This is a genomic window from Paraburkholderia sp. MM6662-R1 (assembly GCF_050436245.1).
Classification (GTDB): domain Bacteria; phylum Pseudomonadota; class Gammaproteobacteria; order Burkholderiales; family Burkholderiaceae; genus Paraburkholderia; species Paraburkholderia tuberum.
Map to the genome: position 1 here is coordinate 1,658,958 of NZ_JBNDLV010000001.1, position 24,625 is coordinate 1,683,582.

Sequence of the window (24,625 nt, forward strand, 5' to 3'; positions counted from 1 at the left end):
TTCTCGCACGGGCGAAAATATTCAGATCGGTTTCGGCGTAGTGCGCCGCAAGCTCGGTACGCGGCGCTCAGGCCGACGCGTTTTCGTTGCGCTCGACCGCTATCGGAGTAATCGCCGTGATATGCAAGCCGCATTCCTTCGTATCGCGCGACTCCCACCACCAGCGCCCCGCCCGGCTGTCTTCGCCGGGGCGGATCGCACGCGTACACGGCTCGCAGCCGATGCTCGGATAACCGCGCGCATGCAGCGGATTGACCGGCACGTCGAACGCACTAAGATAATCCCAGACTTCGGCTTCGGTCCAGTCCGCGAGTGGATTGAATTTGGCGATATTGCGCGCGTCGTCTTGCTCTTCCTCGTGCAGCTCGGCACGCGTGACCGATTGCTCGCGACGCTGCCCGGTCACCCAGGCGCTGACCTCGGCAAGCGCGCGATTGAGCGGCTCGACCTTGCGGATCTCGCAGCAGCGCTTGCGCAGCTCGACGCTTTCATAGAATGCGTTCAGGCCGTGCCCGTTCACATACTGCTCGACCGCGGCCGCCTGCGGATGAAACTGCTCGATGTCATAGCCGTAGCGCTCTTTCACGCGGTCGAGCATGCCGAGCGTTTCCGCATGCAGACGCCCCGTGTTCAGCGAAAAGATGCCGATCTTCACGCCGCGCGACAGGATCGCATGCGTGAGCAGCATGTCTTCGGCCGCGAGGCTGCTCGCGAGCTTCACGTTCGCGTGACGCGCGGCGATCGAGTCGAGCAGCGCGTCGAGACGCTCGACCTTCGCTGCGAGCTCCGGGCTCAACGATTGCGCGGTGCTCATGCCGGGACCTTCGCGGCGCCAGCCTGCGCGGCACGGCGGCGGAACAGCGGCGACGTGTCCACGGCGCCCTGGTACTGCACGCTAAAGTCGTCGAACGCTTTCAACGCGTCGTTGATGTCCTTGTCGGCGCGCAGTGCATACGCGTCGAAGCCGCAGCGGAACATGAACGTGATCTGGTCGCGCAGCACGTCGCCGATCGCGCGCAGTTCGCCCTTGTAGCCATAGCGCTCGCGCAGCAGACGGCCGATGCTGTAGCCGCGGCCGTCGCGGAACACCGGGAAGTCCACGGCGATCAGCGCGAGCTTGTCGAAGTCGCCGGCGATGTCCGCCGGTTCGTTATCCGGCGCGAGCCATACGCCGATGTCGGCGGCTTGACGCGCGGCCACGAGCGCTTCACGCTCGGCCTGCCACAGCGCCAGCGGCACGATGACCTTGCCGGGCGGCAGTTCGGCCACTGCCGGCAAAGCGCCGTCTTCCGCGGCACGCACGACGCTCCAGTCGTCGTCGACGATCGCGCGGTTCTTGATGATTGAAGCCATCTGTTCAGTATCCTTTCGCGGTTACGCGTGAGCCGGTTGACGCGCGGCGTACACGCGCTCCTTGAACGGCGCGATGCCGATGCGGGTGTACGTATCGATGAAACGCTCGCCTTCCTGGCGGTTTTCCACGAACGTATCGATCACCTTCGTCATCACCTCGGGCATTTCCTCGGCCGAGAACGACGGGCCGATCACGCGGCCAAGGTGAGCGCCGGTCGCGCCGGTGCCCTGCTCGCCGCCGAGCGTCACCTGGTACCACTCGGAGCCGTCCTTGTCGACGCCCAGAATGCCGATGTTGCCGACGTGATGGTGACCGCACGCGTTGATGCAGCCCGAGATGTTCAGCGACACGTCGCCGAGGTCGTACACGTAGTCGAGATCGTTGAAACGTTCCTGGATCGCGAGCGCGATCGGAATCGACTTCGCATTCGCGAGCGAGCAGAAGTCACCGCCCGGGCACGAGATGATGTCGGTCAACAAGCCGATGTTCGGCGTCGCGAAACCCTGCGCCTTGGCCTTTTCCCACAGCGCGAACAGGTCGCGCTTCTTGACGTCGGCGAGGATCAGGTTCTGTTCGTGCGACACGCGGACCTTGCCGAACGAGTATTCGTCGGCCCAGTCGGCGACCGCGTCCATTTGCACGTCCGTCGCGTCGCCCGGCGCAACCGTGGTCGGCTTCAGCGACAGCGTGACCGACGCGTAGCCCGAGACCTTGTGCGGACGCACGTTACGCTCGACCCAGCGCGCGAACGCGCGGTTTTCCAGCAGATGCTTTTCGAACGACGTATCGGTGTCCGGCAGCTTGTCGTAAGCGGGCGGCGCGAAGTATTGCGTCACGCGATCGACTTCGGCCTGCGTGAGCGTCGACGGGCCGTTCTTCAGGTGCTGCCACTCTTCTTCGACCTGCGCGGCGAACTTCTCCGGCGACAGCGCCTTCACCAGAATCTTGATACGCGCCTTGTATATGTTGTCGCGGCGGCCGTAGCGGTTGTACACACGCAACACGGCTTCGCTATAGGTCAGCAGGTGCTGCCACGGCAGATCGCGGCGGATCACCGCGCCGACGATCGGCGTGCGGCCCAGACCACCACCGGCGAGGATGTCGGCCACCAGTTCGCCCTGTTCGTTCTTGCGCAGATACACGCCCATGTCGTGGATCTGCACGGCCGCGCGGTCTTCCTTCGAACCCGACACCGCGATCTTGAACTTGCGCGGCAGCCACGCGAATTCGGGGTGGAACGTCGACCATTGACGCAGGATTTCGGCCCACGGACGCGGATCGACGACTTCGTCGGGCGCGACGCCGGCGAATTGATCGGCGGTGATGTTGCGGATGCAGTTGCCCGAGGTCTGAATGCCGTGCATCTGCACCGAGGCGAGCTTGCGCAGAATCTCCGGCGTTTCTTCGAGCTTGATCCAGTTGTACTGGATGTTCGAACGCGTCGAGAAATGGCCGTAGCCGCGGTCGTGTTCGCGCGCGATCTGCGCGAGCACGCGCATCTGGTCGCTGCGCAAGTTGCCGTACGGAATCGCGATGCGGTGCATGTACGCGTGGCGCTGGTAATACAGACCGTTCTGCAGCCGCAGCGGACGGAATTCCTCTTCGCTCAATTCGCCCGACAAGCGGCGGCGAACCTGATCGGCGTACTGCGCGACCCGTTCATCGACGATGGTCTGGTCGTACTGATCGTATTGGTACATTCGGGGGCCCCAATTTTTCGAAACTTGCGTGACACGCGACCGTCCGGATCGGCCGCGGCTTGAATACCGGCTTTGTCAGCTATCGCAAGCGAGCGTTTAGACCCATCGCTCATTTGCTTATAACAAATACAGATATCCATATTGAAAAAGATGGACAGATCGTAATAAACTCGCTTTATATTTCAAACGACTAAAAAATTCTTTTTATATGCGGCGAGGTTATATATGAACCTGCACCAATTCCGCTTCGTCCGCGAGGCTGTGCGGCAGAACTTCAACCTCACCGAAGCGGCCAAGGCGTTGTTTACCAGCCAGCCGGGCGTCTCGAAGGCGATCATCGAGCTGGAGGACGAACTTGGCGTCGAAATCTTCACCCGCCACGGCAAGCGCGTGCGCTCGCTGACCGAGCCGGGCCGCATCATATTGCAATCGATCGAAAAAATCCTGCAGGAAGTGGAAAGCCTGAGGCGGGTCGGCAAGGACTTCGCGGCGCAGGACCAGGGCAATCTGACGATCGCCGCGACCCACACGCAGGCGCGCTACTCGCTGCCCGCGGCGATCGCGGAGTTCAAGAAGCGCTTTCCGAAGGTTCACCTTTCAATTCTGCAAGGCAGCCCGACCCAGGTCGCCGAAATGGTGCTGCACGACCAGGCCGACCTCGCGATCGCGACCGAGGCGATCTCGAACTACAAGGATCTGGTGTCGCTGCCCTGCTTCCAGTGGCACCACGTCGCGGTGATGCAGCCCGACCATCCGCTGCTCGAGCGCAAGCTGCTGTCGCTCGACGACCTGACCCAGTACCCGCTGATTACGTACGACAACGCGTTCGCCGGCCGCACCAAGATCAACGAAGCGTTCCGCCTGCGCGGTGTGCATCCGGACATCGTGCTCGAGGCGATCGACGCCGACGTGATCAAGACCTACGTCGAGCTGGGCCTCGGCGTCGGCATCATGGCCGACATCGCGTTCAACGCCGAGCGCGACCGCCATTTGCGCGCGATGCCGGTCGGCCATCTGTTCGGCAGCAACGTGACGCGCGTCGCGCTGAAACAGGGCGCGTATCTGCGCAGCTACGTGTACACGCTCGTCGAGCTGCTGTCGCCGAGCCTGAACCGCAAGCTGATCGAGCAGGCGCTGACGGGCGAACACGAAACCTATGAGCTTTGAACCGCTTCCATACCGCTCTCTCGCTACGGAGACCTTCCGATGAAGTTGCATAACAATAAAGTACGCAAAACCCTGCGCGGCCTCGCGGCCGCGGCGCTGCTCGTCGCCGGCGCGGCGCACGCAGACCTGAAAGTCGGCATCGATCTGTCGAACACGGGGCCGGCCGCCGTGATCGGCATCACGAGCAAGAACGCGATGCTGATGTGGCCGCAGACGATCGCCGGCCAGAAAGCCGACTACATCTTCCTCGACGACGCGTCCGACCCCGGCAACGCCGTGCGCAACATCCGCAAGCTGATCAACGAGGACCACGTCGACGTGGTCGTCGGCCCGAACATCACGCCGGCCGCGATGGCCGCGCTCGATCCGGTCGCCGACAGCCAGACGCCGATGATCACGCTGATCGGCTCGGCCATCGTCGTCGAGCCGCAGGAAGGCAAAAAAATCTGGGCCTACAAGATGGCGCAGACCGATAGCGCGATGGCCGACGTGATGACGCGCTACATGTCGAACCACGGCGTGAAGACGGTCGGTTTTATCGGTTTCGCGGATGGCTACGGCGAAAGCTGGCTCAACGAGTTCAGCAAGTTCGCTGCGCTGCGCCATATCCAGCTGGTCGCGACCGAGCGCTACAACCGCACCGACGCGAGCGTGACCGGCCAGATCCTGAAGCTGATGGCCGCGAAGCCCGACGCGATCCTGATCGCCGGCGCGGGCACCCCAACGGTACTGCCGCAGCGCACGCTGATCGAGCGCGGCTACAAGGGCCCGATCTATCAGACGCATGGCATCGCGACGCCGGAGTTCATCAAGCTCGGCGGTAAAGACGTGGAAGGCACGCTGTTCCCGACGCAACCGGTCGTCGTCGCGCGCACGCTGCCGGCCGATCATCCGTCGAAGAAGGCGGCGCTCGCGTTCGTCGACGCGTACGAGGCGAAGTACGGCCCCGGCAGCGTCACGCAGTTCGCGGGCGACGCGGCCGGCGTGTACCCGCGCCTGCAGGACGCCGTCGCGCGCGCGTTGAAGACCGCGCAGCCGGGTACGCCGGCGTTTCGCGTCGCATTGCGCGACGAGCTCGAACACGCGCATGAGCTGGTGGTGCCGAACGGGGTCGTCAATACGAGCCCGAAGGATCACGTCGGTCTCGACCAGCGGGCGAGCGTGATGGGCACCATCAAGAATGGCAAATTTGTTTACCTGAGCCAGTAATCTGGCATCGGGGCGCCGATCCGGCGCCCCTGACGGCGGCTTCGCGAATGTGGAAGCCGCCGTTCGTGCAGCGGGCACCCCATCCGCTTTCTTTCGCCTTTCGGTAGAACTTCCCTCACAGCGCGTCCGCACGATCGGCCACACCGCACCAGCGAACGCCTACACTGCATGGATCCGCTTCTCCGTTGGCGCATTGCACGCATGCGACGCATGCTGCGTCACGGTCGACGCGTTGCCCGTCCGGCAGACCTGATCACGCGAACGCTGCCGGAGCACAACATCCGCACGGGAGGCATGATGGCCATCGCTTCGATCGCAGAGAACGCCAGCGCTGGCATCGTCACCGTTGCAAGCACCCATGCGGGCGACGCGACCGCCGAGCGTCTTCAAACCTTGATTCTGGAGCGAGGGCTGACGGTTTTCGCGTGCATCGATTTCAGCGGTGACGCTGGGCGCGAGGGACTGTCGATGCCGTTCAGCCGGCTCCTGATCTTCGGCAATCCCAAAGCCGGTACACCGCTGATGCAACTCGCGCCGACCGCCGCGCTCGATCTTCCTTTGAAGGTGCTCGTCTGGGAGGACGCGGACGGCCGTGCGTGGCTATCGTTCAACTCGACGGCCTATCTTCGTGAGCGGCATGCTCTGCCGGACGACTTGATGAAGCCGGTGAGCGGTGTGGCCGCCCTCGTCGATGCGGCCGCGCGGTAACGCGTCGAACCAAGGAGACCGCCATGTCCATGCACGCTCTGGTCCTCAGCCAATACAACGGCCCGCTCGAATACACGACGCTGACCCGCCCGGAACCCGCTTCCGGCCAGGTCCTGGTGCGCGTCGCCGCGAGCGGCCTCAATCCGCTCGACATCAAGATTCGCGCGGGCGAGGCCGCGCACGCGCAACACCCGTTGCCGCTCGTCCTCGGTATCGACCTCGCGGGCACGGTGGAGGCGCTCGGCGATGGCGTCGGCGGGTTCGCTGTCGGCGACAACGTGTATGGCATGACCGGCGGCGTCGGCGGCATCCAGGGGTCACTCGCCGAGTACGCTGCGGTCGATGCCGCCCTGCTCGCCCATGCGCCGCGCAATCTGTCGATGCGCGAGGCCGCCGCGTTGCCGCTCGCGTTCATCACGTCGTATGCGGGTATCGTCGATCGCGCGCATCTGCAAGGCGGAACCAAGGTGCTGGTCCAGGGTGGCGCCGGAGGGGTCGGCCACATCGCCGTGCAACTGGCGCGCGCGCTCGGCGCCGACGTCTATGCAACCGCGAGCGCACACAATGCCGAGCTGGTGCGGCGGCTCGGCGCGACACCGATCGACTACCGCGCGCAGACGGTCGAACAGTATGTGGCGAGTTTGACCGATGGCGAAGGATTCGATCTGGTCGTCGATACGGTAGGAGGGGCCTCGCTCGATGCGTCGTTTTCCGCGGTCCGGCATTTTGGGCACGTGGTCAGTGCGCTGGGCTGGGGGACGCATGCGCTTGCGCCGCTGTCGTTTCGTGAAGCCAGCTATTCAGGGATCTTCACGCTGTATCCGTTGCTGACCGGTCGATATCGCGCGCACCTCGGCGAGATGATGCGCGAAGCGACGCGGCTCGTGGAAAGCGGCGCGCTCGCGCCCGTGGTCGATCAGACACGGTTCGATTTGCGCAGCGCGGACGAGGCCTATCAGCTCGTTGCCAGTGGGACTGGACGTGTGAAGGTGGTGGTCGAGGTGGATACCGCGCAACGCTGACCCGGTCACGAACAACCCATCGAAATCAGTGCCGTCACCCGACTCAGGTATGCTGGGCCCTTTGTAACCGCTTCCGTTCAAGGGGAGACCATGCGGCGCGTTGTATTCAATCAGAAAGGTGGCGTAGGCAAATCGACCATCGTCTGCAACCTGGCGGCCATCAGCGCGAGCGAAGGTCTGCGCACGCTGGTGATCGACCTCGATGCCCAGGCGAATTCGACCCAGTATCTGCTCGGCCCGCAGGCGAGCGAAGTCCACCCCACCGTCGCGGGCTTCTTCGAAACCGCGCTCGGCTTCAGCTTCAAACCCGTGGAAGCGACCTCGTTCATCCATCCGACGCGCTTCGAGAATCTCGACGTGATGCCCGCCCATCCCGACCTCGACACGCTGCACGGCAAGCTCGAATCGCGCTACAAGATCTACAAGCTGCGCGACGCGCTGAACGAACTCGACATGTACGACGCTATTTACATCGACACGCCGCCCGCGCTGAACTTCTACACGCGCTCGGCGCTGATCGCCGTCGAGCGTTGTCTGATTCCGTTCGACTGCGACGACTTCTCGCGTCGCGCGCTCTACACGCTGCTCGAAAACGTCAAGGAGATCCAGCAGGATCACAACGACGCGCTGCAGGTGGAGGGCATCGTCATCAACCAGTTCCAGCCTCGCGCGAGCCTGCCGCAAAAGCTCGTCGACGAACTGATCGGCGAAGGCTTGCCGGTGCTGGGGTCGCGCTTGTCATCGTCGGTGAAGATCCGTGAGTCGCATCAGCTGGCGACACCCGTCATTCATCTCGATCCGGGGCATAAGCTCGCGCAGGAGTATCGGGCGTTGCATCGGGAGTTGAGCGAGTAAGGCGGAGCGCGGCGCCGAAGCGCGAGCGCGAGCCACCCTTCTCCGCTGTCGCTGAGCGGGTCGTGGTTCATCGCGTGTTTTTCGTCCGTAGTCCCCAACCGCATACCGTCGGCAAAATTGTTAAAGTAACGCTCTCGTCAATCAGCCGCCGCAGTCCCCATCATGCGCACCACCCGAGCCATCCACGCCGTCGAGCGCCTGAAAACGCGCAGCGGCAACCCGCGCTTCGCCGCGATCAGTCTGTCCGGCGGCCTGTTCTATCTGGTCGACAAATCGAGCGGAGCCGACAAGAAAGTGTCCGACCCGCTGACGCTCGACGACTTCGTCAAGTTCGTCGACGCGTACGGCCCGCAGAAGCCGCGCAAGGCCAGCAAGCTCGATATCGCGTTCGAAGCGCAGATCAAGAAAAGCAAGGGCGGTTGACGCTTCGGCAGCTTCGCCGACCTGGCGTTTTGTTGCAACGCTTCACGCCTCTTCGATCTCCACCCACCGCCCATCCGCCGCACTACTTTTCAGCACCGCGTCGATAAACCGCAAACCGTCGACGCCATCATCGACCGTCGTCAATAGCAGGCTCTCGGCTGGTGGCGCGCGACCATCGTTCAACGCATCGATCTGCAACGCCGCATCCTGGTACAACTGCGCGAACGCTTCCAGATAGCCTTCCGGATGCCCGGCCGGCACGCGCGTCGCATGCGCGGCAACCTGACTATTCACCCGAGCGCGCGTCAATCGTTCGGCAGCGCCGCCCAACGGCGTGAACCACAAGGCGTTCGGCTCCTCCTGATCGAACGCGAGTCCCGCCTTCGTGCCATACACGCGCAAGCGCAGCGCGTTCTCCGCGCCGCACGCCACCTGGCTCGCCCACAACATGCCGCGCGCGCCGTTCGCATAACGCAGCATCGCCTGCACGTGATCGTCGACACGACGCCCCGGTACGAACGTGTGCAACTCGGCCGACAGCGCGCGCGGCATCATCCCCGTCACGAAAGCGGCCAGTTGATACGCGTGCGTGCCGATATCGCCGAGGCACCCGGCCGGCCCCGCCAACGCGGGATCGGTGCGCCAGCGCGCCTGCCTGTTCGCGCCGCCTGTTTCGACCGGCTCGGCGAGCCAGTCCTGCGCATACTCGACCTGCACGACGCGAATCTCGCCCAGTTCGCCACGTTCGACCAGCTCGCGCGCATGCCGCACGAGCGGGTAGCCCGAATAGGTATGCGTCAACGCAAACAGCCGCTTTTTTGACTGCGCGAGCTTTGCGAGCGCTTCACCTTCGGCGAGCGAAACCGCGAGCGGCTTGTCGCAGATCACGTGGATGCCGGCTTCGAGAAACGCCGTCGCGACCGGCGCGTGCAGATGATTCGGCGTGACGATCGCGACCGCGTCGATGCCGTCCTCGCGCGCGGCCTCGGCGCGCGCCATCTCGCGCCAATCCGCGTAGCTGCGCGCGATGCCCGCTTCGACGGCGCTCGCCCGCGCCCGCTCGGAATCGGACGACAACGCGCCCGCCACCAGTTCGAAACGATCGTCGAGCCGCGCGGCGATCCGATGCACGGCGCCGATGAACGCGCCCTGCCCGCCGCCGACCATCCCCAGCCTGAGCCTTCTACGCTGCATTGTTTGCGCTCCCATGTGTTGCGTCGGCTGTCACCGCCCGGCCGTCAGATGCCGAGCACGCTTTTTAACTGCGCGGTATCGACACCGCTTCCCGCGAAGTCATCGAACGCACGCTCGGCCACGTGGATGATGTGCCGGCGAATGAACGCCGCGCCTTCGCGCGCGCCGTCGTGCGGATGCTTCAATGCGCATTCCCATTCGAGCACGGCCCAGCCCGGAAAATCGATCTGCGCCATCTTCGAGAAGATCGCGCCGAAGTCGATCTGCCCATCGCCGAGCGAGCGAAACCGCCCCGCGCGTTCGACCCAGCCGCTGTAGCCGCCGTACACGCCCTGCTTGCCGGTCGGACGAAACTCCGCGTCCTTCACATGAAACGCCTTGATGCGCTCGTGGTAGATATCGATGAACGCGAGATAGTCGAGCTGTTGCAGCACGAAGTGGCTCGGGTCGTACAGGATGTTCGCGCGCGGATGCTCATCGACCGCCGCGAGAAAGCGCTCGAACGTCACGCCGTCGTGCAGGTCTTCGCCCGGATGCAGTTCGTAGCAGACATCGACGCCAGCCGCGTCGAACGCATCGAGAATCGGCGTCCAGCGGCGCGCGAGCTCTTCGAACGCGGCTTCGACGAGACCGGCCGCCCGCTGCGGCCACGGGTACAGATACGGCCACGCGAGCGCGCCCGAAAACGACACGTGCGTGCTCAGGCCCAAACGACGCGACGCCTGCGCCGCGAGCTTGATCTGCGCGATCGCCCATTCGGTGCGCGCCGCCGGATTGCCGCGCACCTGCGGCGCGGCGAAGCCGTCGAACAGCGTGTCGTAAGCCGGATGCACGGCGACCAGTTGCCCTTGCAGATGGGTCGATAGTTCGGTGATCGCGACGCCCGCGTTGTCGACGCTCTCGCGCAGTTCGTCGCAATACGCGTCGCTCGCGGCCGCCTTGTCGAGATCGATCAGGCGCGGGTCGCACGGCACCTGGATGCCCTTGAAGCCGAGACCCGCGGCCCAATCCGCGAGATGCGCGAGGTTGTCGAACGGCACGTCGTCGCCCACGAACTGCGCGAGAAAAATCGCCGGCCCTTTGATGGTTTTCATCGTACGGTTCCTCGAACTTTGCGCGCGGGCCGCGCCCGCGCGTGCTAGACGATGCTCGGCGCGCCGCTCAGAACGGCGAGTCGGGGAAATAGAACTGCTGGGCGTTTTCCTTCGTGATCAGCACCGACGGAATGATCGTGGTGGCCGGCAGCTTGTCGCCCTTCAGCCGCGCTTCGGCCGTCAGCTTGATCGCGTCGTAGATGAATTTCGGCGAGTACGACACGTCGGCCTTGATCATCGGCGCGCCGTCCATCACGTTCTTCACCATGCCCTTCGAGCCCGCGCCGCCGAACACGATCTTGATGTCGTTGCGCTTCGCCTGATCGATCGCCTTCAGCACGCCGACCGCCATGTCGTCGTCGGCGGCCCATACGGCGTCGATGTGCTTGAAGCGCGTCAGGTAGTCCTGCATCACCTTGAACGCGTCGTCGCGATTCCAGTTCGCGTATTTCGCGTCGAGAATCTTGATGTCCGGATAGTTTTTCATCACGCCGGTGAAGGCGCTCCAGCGTTCGTTGTCGAGCGTGGTCGGAATGCCGCGCAGCGCGACGACGTTGCCCTTGCCGTCGAGTGCCTTCGCCAGATATTCGGCGGGAATCTTGCCGAACGCGGTGTTGTCGCCGGCCACGTAGGCGTCCTGCGCGCTCGTGTTCGTCAGGCCGCGATCGACCACCGTCACGTACACGCCTTTCTTCTTCACCTGCTCGACCGGCTGTGTCAGCGTCGCCGATTCGTACGGGAAGATCACGAGCGCGTTGATCTTGTTGACCGTCACGAGATCCTGCAACTGGTTCGCCTGCTCGGGCGCGTTGGCGGCCGTTTTCACGATCACTTTCAGATCGGGATGCGCCTTCTCGAGATCCGCCTTCGCCTTGTTCGCCCACCAGACGATGCCGCCGGTGAAGCCGTGATCGGCCGTCGGAATCGCGACGCCCAGCGTGACCTTGTCGTCGGCGCGCGCCGCGCCGCTCGTGCCCAGTATCCCCAACGCCAGCACGCCGGCGCCGATCGCTCGAATGACTTGCTTCATGGTGTGTGTCTCCAATCATGAGGCGTTCGCTCGCCTCGATTTTTCGGACCTGCCGTTGGTTTACCGCGCCTGCTTTGCTACGCCTGCTTCGCTGCGATTTGTTCAGCGCGCTTTGTTCACTGCGCTCGCGCCGCTGGAAGTGCGCGGCTAGCGCCGCCCACGCTGCACGAACGCGACGAAAATAATCACGACGCCCTGCACCGCCGCGTTCAGATACACGCTGATGATGCTGGTCAGGTTCAGGATGTTCGCGATCACCGATAGCAGGATCGCGCCGATCACGGTGCCGATCACGCGTCCCTCGCCGCCCTTGAGCGCGGTGCCGCCGACCACCACCGACGCGATCGCTTCGAGCTCCCACAACAGGCCCGTGGTCGGCGTGGCGGAGCCGAGGCGCGGCACGTAGAGCACGGTGGCCACGCCCACGCAAATCCCCAGCAGCACATAAGTGACGATCTTCACCGTATCGACGCGAATCGCCGCATAACGCGCGACCTGTTCGTTCGAGCCGATCGCCTGCACGTGCCGGCCGAACGCGGTGCGATTGAGGATCAGCGCGCCGCCGGCCGCGACCACGAGAAACACCCAGATCGGCACCGGCACGCCGAACAGGCTCGCGTAATAGACGGGACCGTAGAGGTCCGATAGCGAATCATTGAGCGTCAGCGCGCCGCCATCGGCCAGCCATGTCAGTACCGCGCGAAAAATCCCGAGCGTGCCCAGGGTGACGATGAACGGCTCGATGCGCCCTTTGGTGATCAACAGCCCATGCGCGCAGCCGAACAGCGCGCCGAGCACGAACGCCGCGACGATGCCGATCGTCACGATCACGAGCGGCGGCAACGCATGACCGGCGGCGCCCGCCGCGAGCCCGTTCATCAGCCAGATCATGATGCCCGCGATCAGCGCGGCCATCGAGCCGACCGACAGATCGATGCCGCCCGAGATGATCACGAAGGTCATGCCGACCGCGATGATGCCGATGAACGACGTGCGCGTGAGCACGTTCATCAGGTTGTCGAGCGTCGCGAAGTCGCGATTGAGCAGCGTGCCGACGATGCACAGCAAGATCAGCCCGGCGAGCGGCCCGAGCGTATAGAGCCGCTGCGCGACGCGCAGCGCGCGCCGTGATTGCACGGCTTCAGTGGGTGCCGGTCGCATGAGCGATCAACTCCTGTTCAGTCAGATGCTCGAGCGTCAGCGTCGCTTGCAGATGTCCCGCGCGCATGACGGCGACGCGATGGCACAAGCCGATCAGCTCGACCAGTTCGGATGAAATGACGATCACCGCACGGCCCTGCGCGGCGAGACGATGAATCAGGAAGTAGATGTCGCGTTTCGCGCCGACGTCGACGCCGCGCGTCGGCTCGTCGAGCACGATCACGTTCGGGTCGGGCTGCAGGAACTTCGCGAGCGCGAGCTTCTGCTGGTTGCCGCCCGACAGCATGCGCGCGCGGCTCGACAGGTCGCCGGTACGAATGCCGAATTCGCCGACGGCCTTCTGCAAGGCCGCGCGCCCCGCTTTCATGTCGAGCAGCGGATGCGCGTAGCGTTCGAGCGTCATCAGCGTGACGTTGTCCTGCAGGCTCAGGTCGACGTGCAGACCCTTGCCCTTACGGTCCTCGCTCAGATACGTGAGACCGTGGCGCATCGCGTCGCGCGGGTTCTTCAGATCGACTGCCCGGCCGGCGATTTCAATCGTGCCGCCCGTGCGTTTGCGCAAGCCGATGATCGCCTCGAACGCCTCGGTGCGGCCCGCGCCGACGAGGCCCGCGAAGCCGAGCACTTCGCCCGCGCGCACCTCGAAGCTCAGATCCTCGACCCAGTCGGGCACCGTCAGGCCGTTCACACGCAACGCGATCGGCGTGTCGGCGGGCACCGTCTGCTTGTCGGGGAACATGTCGGACACGTCGCGCCCGACCATCAGGTTCGCCATCTGCTGACGCGCGAGCCCCGCGGTTTCACCGCGCGCGACGAAGCGGCCATCGCGCATCACGATCACTTCGTCGGTGATGCGCTCCACTTCATCGAGCTTGTGCGAGATGTAGACGATCGTCACGCCATCGGCCTTGAGCTTCAGCATCAGCGCGAAGAGCCGTTCGGTCTCGGCGGGCGTCAGCGTCGCGGTCGGCTCGTCCATGATCAGGAGACGCGCACGGCGCGACAGCGCCTTCGCGATCTCGACCATCTGCTTTTCCGCGACGATCAGCTCGCGCACCTTCGTGTCCGGCGCGCGCTCGAGCCCGACCTGCGCGAGATAGCGCGCGGCGTCGCTGCGCATCGCGGCATCGTCGACTAACCAGCCGCGGCGCTTCTCGTGACCGAGGTACATGTTCTGCGCGATCGTCAGATGCTCGGCGAGGTTGAACTCCTGGTGGATCAACACGATGCCCTGCGCCTCGGCGTCGCGTGAGCCGGCGAAGCGCTGCGCGTGGCCGTCGACCAGCACGCTGCCTGACGTTGCCGTTTCATAGCCAGCGAGGATTTTCATCAGCGTCGACTTGCCCGCGCCGTTCTCGCCGAGCAGACCGTAGATGCGGCCGGGTGCGAGTTCGAAGCTCACGCCGTGCAGCACGCGTACGGGCCCGAAGTCCTTGCGGATGTCGTCGAAACGGATCGCGAGGCTCATGGCTCACGCACTCCCACGGATCACGAGGCGATGCGGCAGCAGCACGCCCGGCACGTTGGCCTGCGGATTCGCGAGGCGTTGCAGCAACAGACGCGCGGCGGTCTCGCCGAGCTCGCGCATCGGCTGCGCGATCGTCGTGAGCGGCGGATCGATCTGCGCGGCGAGCGAGATGTCGTCGAAGCCGGCCACGGCGACGTCGTCGGGCACGCGCTTGCCGACGCTGCGCAAGCCGTGGATCACGCCGATCGCGAGCGTGTCCGACACCGCGAAAATCGCGCTCGGCGCGTCGGGCTGCAGCATCAAGCCAGCCGCGGCCGAGGCACCCGCCTCGTAATCGAGGCTGTTCAGATTCATGCGCCAGCGCGGGTCGGGCGCGATGCCCGCGTCGCTCAATGCGTCGAGGTAGCCCTGCTGACGCTGGCGCGCATACAGATAGTCGATGTCGGAATTGATCAAGCCGATGCGCCGGTGGCCGCGCGTGAGCAGGTGGCGCACCGCGTCGCCGGCCGCGCGGTAGTTGTCGATGCCGACGTAGGGCACGCCCATCTGCGGATCGAACTCGCAGCACGCGACCCACGGCAGCGCCTGCGACGCCTCGCCGAGCGCCTGCTGGATCGTCGCCGGATCGAGGCAGATCGCGCCGTCCGCGCGGCGCCGCCGCAGCATGTCGAAGTAGCTGCGCTCACGCCCCGGGTCCGCGCCGGTGTCGCATAGCAGCATGAAATAGCCGTGCCGACGCGCGACGCTGTCGATACCGCGCACGATCTCCGCGTAAAACGGATTGCCGAAGTCCGGCACCATCGTCAGCAGCAGGCGGCTTTCGGCGGTGCGCAGATTGCGCGCAAGTTCGTTGACGCGGTAGCCGCTCGCGTCGATCGCGGCGAGCACCCTGTCGCGGGTAGCGGGCCGCACGTTCTCGTGGCCGTTCAGCACGCGCGACACCGTCGCGACCGACACGCCCGCCTGCTCGGCCACGCCGGCGATCGACGGGCCGTCGGCCGCGCGCGGCGAGCGCCTCTGCGGCTGAGGTTGCAGTTGACTGCTCGCGCCGGACACCACGGCCGGCGACGATCGGGACGGCGTTCGGGACACACGACCTCGCAGCAAAAATGTAATCGATTACATTTTGTGGCGATGGCGACGCGAATCGCAAGGACGGATCGCTAGGGATTAACACGGGGGCCGCCCGGCCTGGCGCTTGCCCGCGAGCGGCCGGCGCGAGTCCGCCATTTGATACAATCCCGCAGTTCCCCTGACGCGGCTTGCGATGCGAATGCCTTGCTCCGAAGCCGCGGCCGCCGGCAATCCGCCGGGGCCGGGTCAGGACAAAAGTCTGCGGCAGCCGCCGCCCGCTCGCCAAACCAAAACCGCCGAATCCACCATGAACATCGAGCAAGCGCGTTTCAACATGATCGAACAGCAGATCCGCCCCTGGGAAGTGCTCGACCAGGACGTGCTGAATCTGCTGTCGATCGTCAAACGTGAGAATTTCGTCCCCGCCGCTTACCGCGACCTGGCTTTTGCGGACTTCGAAGTGCCGCTGCCGGCCGGCCAGCACATGCTGGCGCCGCGCGTCGAGGCGCGCGTGCTGCAGGAACTCGCGGTGAAGAAGCACGAAAGCGTGCTGGAAATCGGCGCGGGCTCGGGTTACATGGCGGCGCTGCTCGCGCATCGCGCGCAACACGTGTTGAGCGTCGACATCGAACCGGAGCTGGCCGAGTTCGCGAAGAGCAACCTGATCGCCAACGGCGTGCTGAACGTCGAAGTCGCGACCGGCGACGCCGCGCGCGGCTGGACCGGCGCAGCACCGTACGACGTGATCTGCGTGTCGGGCGGTCTGCCGGTGCTGCCGCAGGAAATCCTCGAACAGCTGAAGGTCGGCGGCCGTCTCGCGGCGTTCGTCGGCAGCGCGCCGGTGATGAAGGCGCAAATCATCACGCGCATCGACGAGAAGCAATACCGCATCTCCGACGTGTTCGAAACCTATGTCGAGCCGCTCGCCAACGCAGTGCAGCCGGCGCGGTTCAGGTTCTAAGCGGCACTTTTTCGCTGCGCTTCGCGCTGTATTATTGATCTGGACGGGCGGCGAGTAAGCCGCCGTCCCACGAACTGGATGTCTCGCTGATGCAAAACCTGACCGCTCCCGCACTCGCCGAATGGCTCGCCGATACCTCGCGCCCCGCACCCGTGCTGCTCGACGTACGCGAGCCGTGGGAACTGCAAACGGCGTCGATCGCCGGCATCGTGTCGATTCCGATGCGCGAGATTCCCGCGCGCAGCGAAGAACTCGATGACGACGCGCAGATCGTCTGCATCTGCCATCACGGTGCGCGCAGCGCGCAGGTCGCGATGTTCCTCGAATCGCGCGGACACACCAACGTGTTCAATCTGCAAGGCGGGATCGACGCGTGGTCGCGTCAGGTCGATCCGTCGGTTCCGACTTACTGAGATTCGGCGCGAAGGTAGCGCGTTGAAGCGGCGCAAGGGCTGACGGTCCTTGCGCCGTTTGTCTTTGGTGCTGCGCACGCTCGCTAGAGCAGCCAAAATTTTGGGCCATCGCCCATGTACGGACAACCTGTCGCACGGTGATTATCTGATCGCTGCCGATCCGGGCAGCGACTTCATATAGATCGTCGACAATACCTATGTCCTTGTCCGTGTTTGAGATGCACTCCGTGGAGCTGCGCTGTCAGAGGCCCTTGGGTGCTTGTTATGTAATCTGTGACGAGTGGCATTACAAGGCGTGCCTGAGGAAGGCCGCCGACCTCGAGAGGGCCAAAGCAGATACCCGAGAATTTCTGGGCATTGCCGAACTGAACCATCGGGAGTGGGAACGGGACCGGGAGCTGATCGAAAGCATCGGGTGGCGTCTCTCCCTGGCGTTTCAAGCTTTGCGAGACCATGAACCCGACAGCGATGGATGGTGGGTCATCAGTGCGCTTTTCGCTGAAGTGCGGCGGGGCTCCCTACTTGCCGTTAAAGGTCGTCGTGCTGACCTGTTTCCGCCACCCAACAGCGCGCCGTTGAGAAATCTCGGGGTGAGCGCGGTCGAATTCCCGAACGGCGAATCCATGCTGTTCGGCCGCTCTTATCCAGCCACTCGGCAAAGCAAGTTCATTGTCGCGCGCGCAGCTAGAGATGGACGCGATATCGCCGACGATAGGCACACCTCAAAACTGCTCGGCAATGCACAGCCGTTCGACTACCAGCCTGGTATGCCGATCGGCGACGCGATGGAATTGGCCGGTAGCGAAGGAAGGCCGCGAAACAATTTCGCACAGAACAGACAGACCAATGACGTTGCCAGAATTTTGCGCCTGACTCCCGATCAGGCCCAGCGGCTTCATTATGAACTCGGCAGTGAGCCTCCCATGGGATTTCACGAGATCATGGAACGGGCAAAAGACATGTTCAACCTGTGGTGACACCCGACAGTTTGAGGAGGAATCTTAATGATTAACGATCAACGAGAAATCGAGCGCCGCTTGTCGGTACTTGAAGGCTTGGAATGGAGCGGCGTCAGTCGTGCAGCGGATATGCTTACCTTGGGTTTTGGTCCGAAGCACGAAGCGAAAAACTTTTATGGTGTAACCAGGCAGGTCAGCGCATGGGCTCTTCATATCCAGTGCGCCTGGACGCTGAGCGAGGCTGGCAAAATCATAGCAACTGACGAGTCGCTCAGCGGCCCCGACGAGGAGGCTAACGCATTTGCACTGCGTCTGCGGCAATTGTTAGCGCGGAATGGACCCATCATTGTCGAGAGCATATCGGCCAACTCGGACTGCGGCCTGGTCGTGTCTTTGTCGCAAACGTTCCGTTTGATTGTAGCCCCGGACGTAACATCGGATCAGGAGAACTGGCGGTTCTTCGAGTCGAAACGCAATGCGAAACATTTGGTGATTGAAGGCGGCACAGTCGCTCCCGAATCGTTCGATTGAGCTAGGATGATGCGGTGAAGTGAATGAAAAAGTCAAATTACGCAAACGTGCGGGATCTCCAGAATCTCCCCAGCTTCCACGACGCAGAGCTCTTTCGGATTGAGCACCGTCGCGATGAGAGCGAGTTGGAGCTTGGCTTCAAGCGCGTCAATGGTGAGATAGAGGGAGGTTCTGCTTTTCAAGCAGGTGATGTCGTTACGGATGCTGGACTTCGCAGAGCAAAATGTTGTCTCGCGCGTATTGCTCTCGCCGAAGCATTCGTTTTCTGTTAGCGATGTGAGGACAATTATCGGATGGATCCGTAGTTGGACCGGCTCCAAACCCGCGCTTGTATCTCAGGACACTGGCAAACGGAAAGCCGACCCTCGCGAGTCGGCTTTTTTGTACCCACGCCGCCTGATTCAGCGCCATACCACAGACCGAAATCCCACCGAAGCCGAACCCGACGCCGCGATAGCCGCGCTCGCGTCCGATAAACCGGGTGCGCTGCCCTCCGCCTTTCGCGTGGTAGCAGGCAAGCATTGTCTATTTCCCCGGCCTGCGCCCGTTCGCTCATGTCGGGCCTCCTTGTTCCGCATCACTGGTCGTCCGATGTAGCCAGAGCGCACGTCATGCACAAAGACGCGGCGCCCCGATCCCGCCCATGCACCGCCCATGCACCGCCGATGCCCAGCGCGCGCCAGCGGCGCTTCGCTGGCGGCAAAGTGCGCTTCGTCGCGGCGCGACACGCACCTGAACGAGGCGCGGCGCGCGCGACTGCACCAGTTTCGCGCCGCGGCATCGATGGCTCGACGCAACGCCCTCGCGCCGATAGCCGCGCCGCAACGGGCATCGCACGCGCATCGCACCGAATGTGTCACATGGCATGTGCCTTGCAGAAGACAAGTGGCTAGTCGTGCGACCTCAGCCAGGCTGGCTGAAATCGACGCTCATAAACAGTGACCATCAATGACAAGGGGAAAGCACATGAAACGTCGCAGTCTGTTGAAGTTCGGCTCCATGTCCGGCGCGCTCGCGCTCGCGGGCCGTGTGCCGTTCGCGCACGCGCAGTCCGATAGCGGCCCGATCAAGGTGGGCATCCTGCATTCGCTGTCCGGCACGATGGCGATCTCCGAAACGTCGCTGAAAGACACCGCGTTGATGACGATCGCCGACATCAACAAGAACGGCGGTGTGATGGGCCGTCAGATCCAGCCGGTGGTCGTCGACCCGGCGTCGAACTGGCCGCTGTTCGCCGAGAAGGCGCGCCAGCTTCTGACGCAGGACAAGTGCGCGGTGGTGTTCGGCTGCTGGACCTCGGTGTCGCGCAAGTCGGTGCTGCCGGTGTTCGAGGAACTGAACGGCCTGCTGTTCTATCCGGTGCAGTACGAAGGCGAGGAAATGTCGCGCAACGTGTTCTATACGGGCGCCGCGCCGAACCAGCAGGCGATTCCCGCGACCGAATACCTGATGAGCGCCGAAGGCGGCGGCGCGAAGCGCTTCTTCCTGCTCGGCACCGACTATGTGTATCCGCGCACGACCAACAAGATCCTGCGCGCGTTCCTCAAATCGAAGGGCGTGCAGGAAGCCGACATTCAGGAAGTCTATACACCGTTCGGACACAGCGACTATCAGACCATCGTCGCGAACATCAAGACCTTCTCGCAAGGCGGCAAGACTGCCGTGATCTCGACCGTGAACGGCGATTCGAACGTGCCGTTCTACAAGGAGCTCGGCAACCAGGGGCTGAAGGCATCGGATGTGCCGGTCGTCGCGTTCTCGGTCGGCGAAGAGGAGCTGCGCGGCATCGATACGAAGCCGCTCGTCGGCAATCTCGCGGCCTGGAACTACTTCATGTCGTTGCGCAACCCGACCAACGAGAAGTTCAAGAAGCAATGGGCCACGTGGGTCAAGGACAACAACCTGCCGGGCGGCACGAAGCGCGTGACCAACGATCCGATGGAAGCGACCTTCGTCGGCATGCATATGTGGAAGCAGGCGGTCGAGAAAGCAAAGAGCACCGAGGTCGACAAGGTGCGCGTCGCGATGGTCGGCCAGACTTTCGCCGCACCGTCGGGCTTCACGCTGGAGATGGACGGCAACCACCATCTGCACAAGCCGGTGATGATCGGCGAGGTACGCGCGGATGGCCAGTTCAACGTCGTGTGGCACACCAAGGGACCGATTCGCGCGCAACCGTGGAGCCCGTTCATCGCCGGCAATGCTGGCAAGCCGGATGTGGTCAGCTCGATTCCGGCGTTCCTGCGGCGCTCGCGCGTCGCATGACGTGTCGGCGTGAGCCTCGTTGCGGCTCGCGGCGGCGGTGTGGCGCGCGGGTCACCGCGCGGGTATCGCCGCTCCGGTCGCGACGCGCGACCTGCGTGCCGACGCGCGCGCGGCTCGCACGTGACCCGGACGCCCTGCGCTTCGCGCCGCCGCCGCGCGTTCGCTGCGTCGCGCGGCGTGACCGCGCACGCCAAGGCGCGGCAACGTCCCGCTGAAGCGGCGCCGACGTCTGACGCGCCGCCCTCGCGCTCTCGAGCGGCTCATCGATTCAACCCAGTGCAAAAGGCCATCATGGCGTTTTCATTTCCGACTTCCGTACGACGACGCGGCGCGACGCTCCTGGTGCCGCTCGCGGTCCTTCTCGCCGCCGCGCCGGGCGCCGCATTCGCGCTGACCCAGGCCGACGTCGCGCCGCTCGCGGGCGACGACTTCGAGGCGAAGTCCGCCGCGATCGACAAGCTGATCTCGACGCACGATGCCGCGTCGCTCGCGGTGCTCAAGGCGCTCGCCGACGACAACGCGCTCGCCACCGACGCAGGCGCGGTACTGCTGCAGGACGGCGACGCCACCCGCGATGCCGTCACCGGCCAGCCCGTCGCCACGAGCGACGCGCAACCGGTCACGCTGAACAACCTGCTGCGCTCGAAAGTGGCGGGCGCGCTGTCGGGTCTGCAACTCGCCTCGCCCGACCAGGCGACACGCGCAGCCGCCGTCGATGCGCTGCTGCAAAACCCCGATCCGTCGATCAAGCCACTCGTCGACGCGGCGCGCGCAAAAGAAACCGATCCCGCTCTGAAGAAACGTCTCGACACGCTGTGGGCGATGAGCGCATTGCACGACCCGGATCCGGCCAAGCGCCTCGATGCGGTGCAACTGGTCGCCGCGCGCCACGACCTCGACATGAACGAACTGCTGCGCCCGCTGGTCGCGAAGAAAGCCGACGGCACGTTTGCCGAAGCCGACGAACGCGTGCGCGCGGCCGCGCAAAGCGGCATCGATGAGCTCGATGCGATCCAGCGCCGCAGCCAGATCGCGGGCACGCTGTTCGCGGGGCTGTCGCTCGGCAGCGTGCTGCTGCTCGCCGCGCTCGGCCTCGCCATCACATATGGCCTGATCGGCGTGATCAACATGGCGCACGGCGAATTCCTGATGATCGGCGCGTACGCGACCTACGTCGTGCAGAACCTCGTTCAGCGTTTCGCGCCTAACGCGTTCGACTGGTATCCGCTACTCGCGATACCGGCCGCGTTCGTCGCGGCGGCGCTGGTCGGCATCGTGCTCGAACGGCTCGTGCTGAAGCACCTGTACGGCCGCCCGCTCGAAACGCTGCTGACCACCTTCGGCGTGAGCCTGATCCTGATTCAGGCCACCCGCATGCTGTTCGGCGCGCAGAACGTCCAGGTCGTCAATCCGTCGTGGATGAGCGGCGGCGTCACCGTGCTGCCGAATCTGATCCTGCCGTACAACCGGCTCGCGATTCTCGCGTTCTCGCTGATCGTCGTCGCGATCGCGTGGGCCGTGCTCACGCGCACGCGGCTGGGTCTGTTCGTGCGCGCGGTCACGCAGAACCGTCGCATGGCCGCGTGCGTCGGCGTGAAGACCGCGCGCGTCGATTCGTATGCGTTCGCGTTCGGCGCGGGCATCGCGGGGCTCGGCGGCTGCGCGCTGTCGCAGATCGGCAATGTCGGGCCGGACCTCGGCCAGAGCTACATCATCGATTCGTTCATGGCGGTCGTGCTCGGCGGCGTCGGCCAGCTCGCGGGCACCGTGCTCGGCGGCTTCGGGCTGGGACTCGTCAGCAAGGCGATCGAACCGTTCTGGGGCGCGGTGCTCGCGAAGATCGCGGTGCTCGTGCTGATCGTGCTGTTCATCCAGAAGCGTCCGCAGGGCATGTTCGCCTTGAAGGGCCGTAGCGCGGAGGCATGAGATGACATCGGCTACTTCATCGGCAGACCCCGCTTCCGCTTCGTCGTCGCGCGCCGGTGCCGCTGGCGCTGGCGCTGGCGGCGCGCGCGAGTCCAACACCGGCTTCGCGCTCGGCCTGCCACCGCGGCCCGCGCTGTTGTCGCGTCGCGCGTGGCTCGCGCTGATCGCGCTGATGATCGTGTTCGGCCTCGGCGTGCCGTTCGCCGCGCTGGTGATTCCGGAGACGAGCGCCTTGCATCTGTCCGCGTATGCGATGACGCTAACCGGCAAGTTCATGTGCTATGCGATCGCCGCGCTCGCACTCGATCTGGTGTGGGGCTACTGCGGCATCCTGAGTTTGGGTCACGCTTTGTTCTTCGCGCTCGGCGGCTACGCGATCGGCATGTACCTGATGCGCGCGATCGGCCGCGACGGCAAGTACGGCAGCGATCTGCCCGACTTCATGGTGTTTCTCGACTGGCACCAGTTGCCGTGGTACTGGCAGGGCACGCAACATCTCGGCTACGCGCTCTTGCTCGTCGTGCTGGTACCCGCCGTGCTCGCGTGGGTGTTCGGCTTCTTCACGTTCCGCTCGCGCGTGAAGGGTGTCTATCTGTCGATCATCACGCAGGCCATGACCTTCGCCGCGATGCTGCTGTTCTTTCGCAACGAGACGGGCTTCGGCGGCAATAACGGCTTTACCGACTTCAAGCGCATCGGCGGATTTCCGATCACGCATCAGGGCACGCGCGCCGCCTTGCTGCTCATTACGTTCGCGGTGCTGATCGCCGCGTTCATCGGCGCGCGCGCGATCGTCACGTCGAAGCTCGGCCGCGTGGTGAGCGCGGTGCGCGACGGCGAAACGCGGCTGATGTTCCTCGGCTACAGCCCGCTCGCGTACAAGCTGTTCGTGTGGACCGTGTCGGCGGTGCTGTGCGGCATCGCGGGCGCGTTGTACGTGCCGCAGGTCGGCATCATCAATCCGGGCGAGATGTCGCCGGGCAACTCGATCGAAATGGCGATCTGGGTGGCGGTCGGCGGACGCGGCACGCTGATCGGCCCCATCATCGGCGCGTTCGCCGTGAACGGTGCGAAGAGTTTCTTCACGGCGAACTTCCCCGAATACTGGCTGTTCTTTCTCGGCCTGATCTTCGTGCTGGTGCCGCTGCTGCTGCCGAACGGCATCATGGGGCTGGCCGATCTGCTGACGCGTAAAAGGAACCGCTGATGAACGAAAACCCGATGGTTCCCGATCTGGATTTGCCCGAAGCACCACCGGAACGCTCGCTGAGCGGCGTCGCGAGCATGGGACACGCGGTCGTGCCCGGCGAGATCGACGTATCGCACGGCACGATCCTCTACCTCGAAGACGTGACGGTCAGCTTCGACGGCTTTCGCGCGCTGAACGCGCTGTCGCTCGCGATCGACGCGGGCGAACTGCGCTGCATCATCGGCCCGAACGGCGCGGGCAAGACGACGATGATGGACGTGATCACGGGCAAGACCGCGCCCGATCACGGCAAGGTGTTTCTCGGTCAGTCGATCGATCTCACGCGCATGAACGAACCGGCGATCGTGCGCGCCGGCATCGGCCGCAAGTTCCAGAAGCCGACCGTGTTCGAGCAGCATCCGGTGTGGGAAAACCTCGAACTCGCGATGAAGACCGACAAGGGCTGGTGGGCGTCGCTGCGCGCGCGGCTCGATGGCGACGCGCAGGCCCGCATCGAGGAAACGCTCGCGCTGATCGGGCTGGAAAGCGAAGCGCGAAGGCTCGCCGGCGAGCTATCGCACGGCCAGAAGCAGCGCCTCGAAATCGGCATGCTGCTGATGCAGCAACCGGCGCTGCTGCTGCTCGACGAACCCGCGGCCGGCATGACCGATGACGAAACGATGCAACTCGCCGAATTGCTCAACCACCTGCGTGGCACCTGCTCGATGATGGTCGTCGAGCACGACATGGAGTTCGTCGCGGCGCTCGCGGGCGACACAGGCAAGGTGACGGTGATGGCCGAAGGCCGCGTGCTCGCGCACGGCACGCTCGACGAAGTCAAGCGCGACGAGACGGTGATCGAGTCTTATCTAGGCCGCTGATTGCTGCTGGAAGCGGCACCGCATCGTCAACCCGACAGGAC

At 64.4% G+C, this 24,625-nt stretch carries 24 protein-coding genes; 14 read left to right on the forward strand and 10 right to left on the reverse strand.

The window, feature by feature from the left end:
• Positions 1 to 67 precede the first annotated feature (67 nt).
• From OKW39_RS07840 to OKW39_RS07850, 3 genes are read right to left on the reverse strand one after another with little or no spacing between them, the layout of a single operon-like run.
• On the reverse strand, positions 68 to 814 hold the full coding sequence (locus OKW39_RS07840; protein WP_429562372.1) for a phosphoadenylyl-sulfate reductase: 747 nt from the start codon (positions 812 to 814) through the stop codon (positions 68 to 70).
• Entirely contained in the window at positions 811 to 1,353 is a 543-nt protein-coding gene (locus OKW39_RS07845) for a DUF934 domain-containing protein (RefSeq protein WP_429562373.1), read from the reverse strand. The genes OKW39_RS07840 and OKW39_RS07845 overlap by 4 nt, the downstream gene beginning before the upstream one ends.
• Positions 1,354 to 1,374: 21 nt before the next feature.
• Positions 1,375 to 3,054: a nitrite/sulfite reductase gene (locus OKW39_RS07850; RefSeq protein WP_429562374.1), complete on the reverse strand. Its 1,680-nt coding sequence runs from the start codon at positions 3,052 to 3,054 to the stop codon at positions 1,375 to 1,377.
• A gap of 225 nt (positions 3,055 to 3,279) precedes the next feature.
• Here OKW39_RS07850 and OKW39_RS07855 point away from each other — a divergent pair, with 225 nt between their 5' ends.
• From OKW39_RS07855 to OKW39_RS07880, 6 genes are all read left to right on the forward strand, one after another.
• Positions 3,280 to 4,221, forward strand: a complete 942-nt coding sequence (locus OKW39_RS07855; protein ID WP_429362161.1) for a CysB family HTH-type transcriptional regulator — start codon at positions 3,280 to 3,282, stop codon at positions 4,219 to 4,221.
• Positions 4,222 to 4,260: 39 nt separating this feature from the next.
• Entirely contained in the window at positions 4,261 to 5,430 is a 1,170-nt protein-coding gene (locus OKW39_RS07860) for an ABC transporter substrate-binding protein (RefSeq protein ID WP_429562375.1), read from the forward strand.
• A gap of 168 nt (positions 5,431 to 5,598) precedes the next feature.
• On the forward strand, positions 5,599 to 6,138 hold the full coding sequence (locus OKW39_RS07865; RefSeq protein WP_429562376.1) for a DUF302 domain-containing protein: 540 nt from the start codon (positions 5,599 to 5,601) through the stop codon (positions 6,136 to 6,138).
• Positions 6,139 to 6,161: 23 nt separating this feature from the next.
• A complete protein-coding gene (locus tag OKW39_RS07870; protein ID WP_429562377.1) occupies positions 6,162 to 7,160 on the forward strand; it encodes a zinc-dependent alcohol dehydrogenase family protein in 999 nt (332 codons plus the stop codon).
• Positions 7,161 to 7,250: 90 nt separating this feature from the next.
• Positions 7,251 to 8,015 carry a ParA family protein gene (locus tag OKW39_RS07875; RefSeq protein WP_429562378.1) on the forward strand — a complete coding sequence of 255 codons (765 nt, stop codon included), beginning with the start codon at positions 7,251 to 7,253 and terminating at the stop codon, positions 8,013 to 8,015.
• A gap of 162 nt (positions 8,016 to 8,177) precedes the next feature.
• Entirely contained in the window at positions 8,178 to 8,438 is a 261-nt protein-coding gene (locus OKW39_RS07880; protein ID WP_090803389.1) for a hypothetical protein, read from the forward strand.
• A gap of 42 nt (positions 8,439 to 8,480) precedes the next feature.
• On the opposite strand, the gene OKW39_RS07885 is transcribed toward OKW39_RS07880, so the two are convergent.
• From OKW39_RS07885 to OKW39_RS07910, 6 genes are all read right to left on the reverse strand, one after another.
• Positions 8,481 to 9,632: a Gfo/Idh/MocA family protein gene (locus OKW39_RS07885; protein WP_429562379.1), complete on the reverse strand. Its 1,152-nt coding sequence runs from the start codon at positions 9,630 to 9,632 to the stop codon at positions 8,481 to 8,483.
• 44 nt (positions 9,633 to 9,676) lie between these two features.
• Positions 9,677 to 10,726, reverse strand: a complete 1,050-nt coding sequence (locus OKW39_RS07890) for a sugar phosphate isomerase/epimerase family protein (protein WP_429562380.1) — start codon at positions 10,724 to 10,726, stop codon at positions 9,677 to 9,679.
• 67 nt (positions 10,727 to 10,793) lie between these two features.
• Complete coding sequence (locus tag OKW39_RS07895; protein ID WP_187611801.1) at positions 10,794 to 11,756, reverse strand: substrate-binding domain-containing protein; 963 nt, start codon at positions 11,754 to 11,756, stop codon at positions 10,794 to 10,796.
• 147 nt (positions 11,757 to 11,903) lie between these two features.
• A complete protein-coding gene (locus tag OKW39_RS07900; RefSeq protein ID WP_090803383.1) occupies positions 11,904 to 12,917 on the reverse strand; it encodes an ABC transporter permease in 1,014 nt (337 codons plus the stop codon).
• Complete coding sequence (locus OKW39_RS07905) at positions 12,898 to 14,385, reverse strand: sugar ABC transporter ATP-binding protein (protein WP_090803381.1); 1,488 nt, start codon at positions 14,383 to 14,385, stop codon at positions 12,898 to 12,900. The genes OKW39_RS07900 and OKW39_RS07905 overlap by 20 nt, the downstream gene beginning before the upstream one ends.
• 3 nt (positions 14,386 to 14,388) lie before the next feature.
• Positions 14,389 to 15,477, reverse strand: a complete 1,089-nt coding sequence (locus OKW39_RS07910) for a LacI family DNA-binding transcriptional regulator (protein WP_429562381.1) — start codon at positions 15,475 to 15,477, stop codon at positions 14,389 to 14,391.
• A gap of 289 nt (positions 15,478 to 15,766) precedes the next feature.
• Here OKW39_RS07910 and OKW39_RS07915 point away from each other — a divergent pair, with 289 nt between their 5' ends.
• From OKW39_RS07915 to OKW39_RS07930, 4 genes are all read left to right on the forward strand, one after another.
• The gene (locus OKW39_RS07915; RefSeq protein ID WP_090805605.1) at positions 15,767 to 16,420 is read left to right on the forward strand and encodes a protein-L-isoaspartate O-methyltransferase family protein; all 654 of its coding nucleotides are present in this window, start codon (positions 15,767 to 15,769) and stop codon (positions 16,418 to 16,420) included.
• A gap of 89 nt (positions 16,421 to 16,509) precedes the next feature.
• A complete protein-coding gene (locus OKW39_RS07920; protein WP_018419659.1) occupies positions 16,510 to 16,833 on the forward strand; it encodes a rhodanese-like domain-containing protein in 324 nt (107 codons plus the stop codon).
• Between the two features lie 197 nt (positions 16,834 to 17,030).
• On the forward strand, positions 17,031 to 17,810 hold the full coding sequence (locus tag OKW39_RS07925; protein ID WP_429562382.1) for a hypothetical protein: 780 nt from the start codon (positions 17,031 to 17,033) through the stop codon (positions 17,808 to 17,810).
• Between the two features lie 27 nt (positions 17,811 to 17,837).
• Positions 17,838 to 18,323, forward strand: coding sequence for a hypothetical protein (locus OKW39_RS07930; protein WP_429362177.1), 486 nt, complete (start codon positions 17,838 to 17,840; stop codon positions 18,321 to 18,323).
• Between the two features lie 32 nt (positions 18,324 to 18,355).
• Here OKW39_RS07930 and OKW39_RS07935 read toward each other — a convergent pair whose 3' ends face one another.
• Entirely contained in the window at positions 18,356 to 18,505 is a 150-nt protein-coding gene (locus OKW39_RS07935) for a hypothetical protein (RefSeq protein ID WP_429362179.1), read from the reverse strand.
• A gap of 784 nt (positions 18,506 to 19,289) precedes the next feature.
• Here OKW39_RS07935 and urtA point away from each other — a divergent pair.
• From urtA to urtD, 4 genes are all read left to right on the forward strand, one after another.
• Positions 19,290 to 20,588: an urea ABC transporter substrate-binding protein gene (gene urtA / locus OKW39_RS07940; protein WP_184020929.1), complete on the forward strand. Its 1,299-nt coding sequence runs from the start codon at positions 19,290 to 19,292 to the stop codon at positions 20,586 to 20,588.
• Between the two features lie 291 nt (positions 20,589 to 20,879).
• On the forward strand, positions 20,880 to 22,514 hold the full coding sequence (gene urtB / locus OKW39_RS07945) for an urea ABC transporter permease subunit UrtB (protein WP_429562383.1): 1,635 nt from the start codon (positions 20,880 to 20,882) through the stop codon (positions 22,512 to 22,514).
• Between the two features lies 1 nt (position 22,515).
• Positions 22,516 to 23,721, forward strand: coding sequence for an urea ABC transporter permease subunit UrtC (gene urtC / locus OKW39_RS07950; RefSeq protein WP_429562384.1), 1,206 nt, complete (start codon positions 22,516 to 22,518; stop codon positions 23,719 to 23,721).
• Positions 23,721 to 24,584 carry an urea ABC transporter ATP-binding protein UrtD gene (gene urtD / locus OKW39_RS07955; RefSeq protein ID WP_090803371.1) on the forward strand — a complete coding sequence of 288 codons (864 nt, stop codon included), beginning with the start codon at positions 23,721 to 23,723 and terminating at the stop codon, positions 24,582 to 24,584. The genes urtC and urtD overlap by 1 nt, the downstream gene beginning before the upstream one ends.
• Positions 24,585 to 24,625: the final 41 nt, after the last annotated feature.

Excerpts from the sequence above, each read along its gene's own strand:
- OKW39_RS07865 (WP_429562376.1), top strand. The coding sequence starts at position 5,599 with ATGGATCCGCTTCTCCGTTGGCGCATTGCACGCATGCGACGCATGCTG.
- OKW39_RS07900 (WP_090803383.1), bottom strand. The coding sequence starts at position 12,917 with ATGCGACCGGCACCCACTGAAGCCGTGCAATCACGGCGCGCGCTGCGC.
- OKW39_RS07875 (WP_429562378.1), top strand. The coding sequence starts at position 7,251 with ATGCGGCGCGTTGTATTCAATCAGAAAGGTGGCGTAGGCAAATCGACC.
- OKW39_RS07860 (WP_429562375.1), top strand. The coding sequence starts at position 4,261 with ATGAAGTTGCATAACAATAAAGTACGCAAAACCCTGCGCGGCCTCGCG.
- OKW39_RS07895 (WP_187611801.1), bottom strand. The coding sequence starts at position 11,756 with ATGAAGCAAGTCATTCGAGCGATCGGCGCCGGCGTGCTGGCGTTGGGG.
- OKW39_RS07850 (WP_429562374.1), bottom strand. The coding sequence starts at position 3,054 with ATGTACCAATACGATCAGTACGACCAGACCATCGTCGATGAACGGGTC.
- OKW39_RS07845 (WP_429562373.1), bottom strand. The coding sequence starts at position 1,353 with ATGGCTTCAATCATCAAGAACCGCGCGATCGTCGACGACGACTGGAGC.
- OKW39_RS07880 (WP_090803389.1), top strand. The coding sequence starts at position 8,178 with ATGCGCACCACCCGAGCCATCCACGCCGTCGAGCGCCTGAAAACGCGC.
- OKW39_RS07915 (WP_090805605.1), top strand. The coding sequence starts at position 15,767 with ATGAACATCGAGCAAGCGCGTTTCAACATGATCGAACAGCAGATCCGC.
- urtC (WP_429562384.1), top strand. The coding sequence starts at position 22,516 with ATGACATCGGCTACTTCATCGGCAGACCCCGCTTCCGCTTCGTCGTCG.
- urtD (WP_090803371.1), top strand. The coding sequence starts at position 23,721 with ATGAACGAAAACCCGATGGTTCCCGATCTGGATTTGCCCGAAGCACCA.
- OKW39_RS07840 (WP_429562372.1), bottom strand. The coding sequence starts at position 814 with ATGAGCACCGCGCAATCGTTGAGCCCGGAGCTCGCAGCGAAGGTCGAG.
- urtB (WP_429562383.1), top strand. The coding sequence starts at position 20,880 with ATGGCGTTTTCATTTCCGACTTCCGTACGACGACGCGGCGCGACGCTC.
- OKW39_RS07855 (WP_429362161.1), top strand. The coding sequence starts at position 3,280 with ATGAACCTGCACCAATTCCGCTTCGTCCGCGAGGCTGTGCGGCAGAAC.
- OKW39_RS07930 (WP_429362177.1), top strand. The coding sequence starts at position 17,838 with ATGATTAACGATCAACGAGAAATCGAGCGCCGCTTGTCGGTACTTGAA.
- OKW39_RS07870 (WP_429562377.1), top strand. The coding sequence starts at position 6,162 with ATGTCCATGCACGCTCTGGTCCTCAGCCAATACAACGGCCCGCTCGAA.
- OKW39_RS07885 (WP_429562379.1), bottom strand. The coding sequence starts at position 9,632 with ATGCAGCGTAGAAGGCTCAGGCTGGGGATGGTCGGCGGCGGGCAGGGC.
- OKW39_RS07890 (WP_429562380.1), bottom strand. The coding sequence starts at position 10,726 with ATGAAAACCATCAAAGGGCCGGCGATTTTTCTCGCGCAGTTCGTGGGC.
- OKW39_RS07925 (WP_429562382.1), top strand. The coding sequence starts at position 17,031 with ATGTCCTTGTCCGTGTTTGAGATGCACTCCGTGGAGCTGCGCTGTCAG.
- urtA (WP_184020929.1), top strand. The coding sequence starts at position 19,290 with ATGAAACGTCGCAGTCTGTTGAAGTTCGGCTCCATGTCCGGCGCGCTC.
- OKW39_RS07905 (WP_090803381.1), bottom strand. The coding sequence starts at position 14,385 with ATGAGCCTCGCGATCCGTTTCGACGACATCCGCAAGGACTTCGGGCCC.
- OKW39_RS07920 (WP_018419659.1), top strand. The coding sequence starts at position 16,510 with ATGCAAAACCTGACCGCTCCCGCACTCGCCGAATGGCTCGCCGATACC.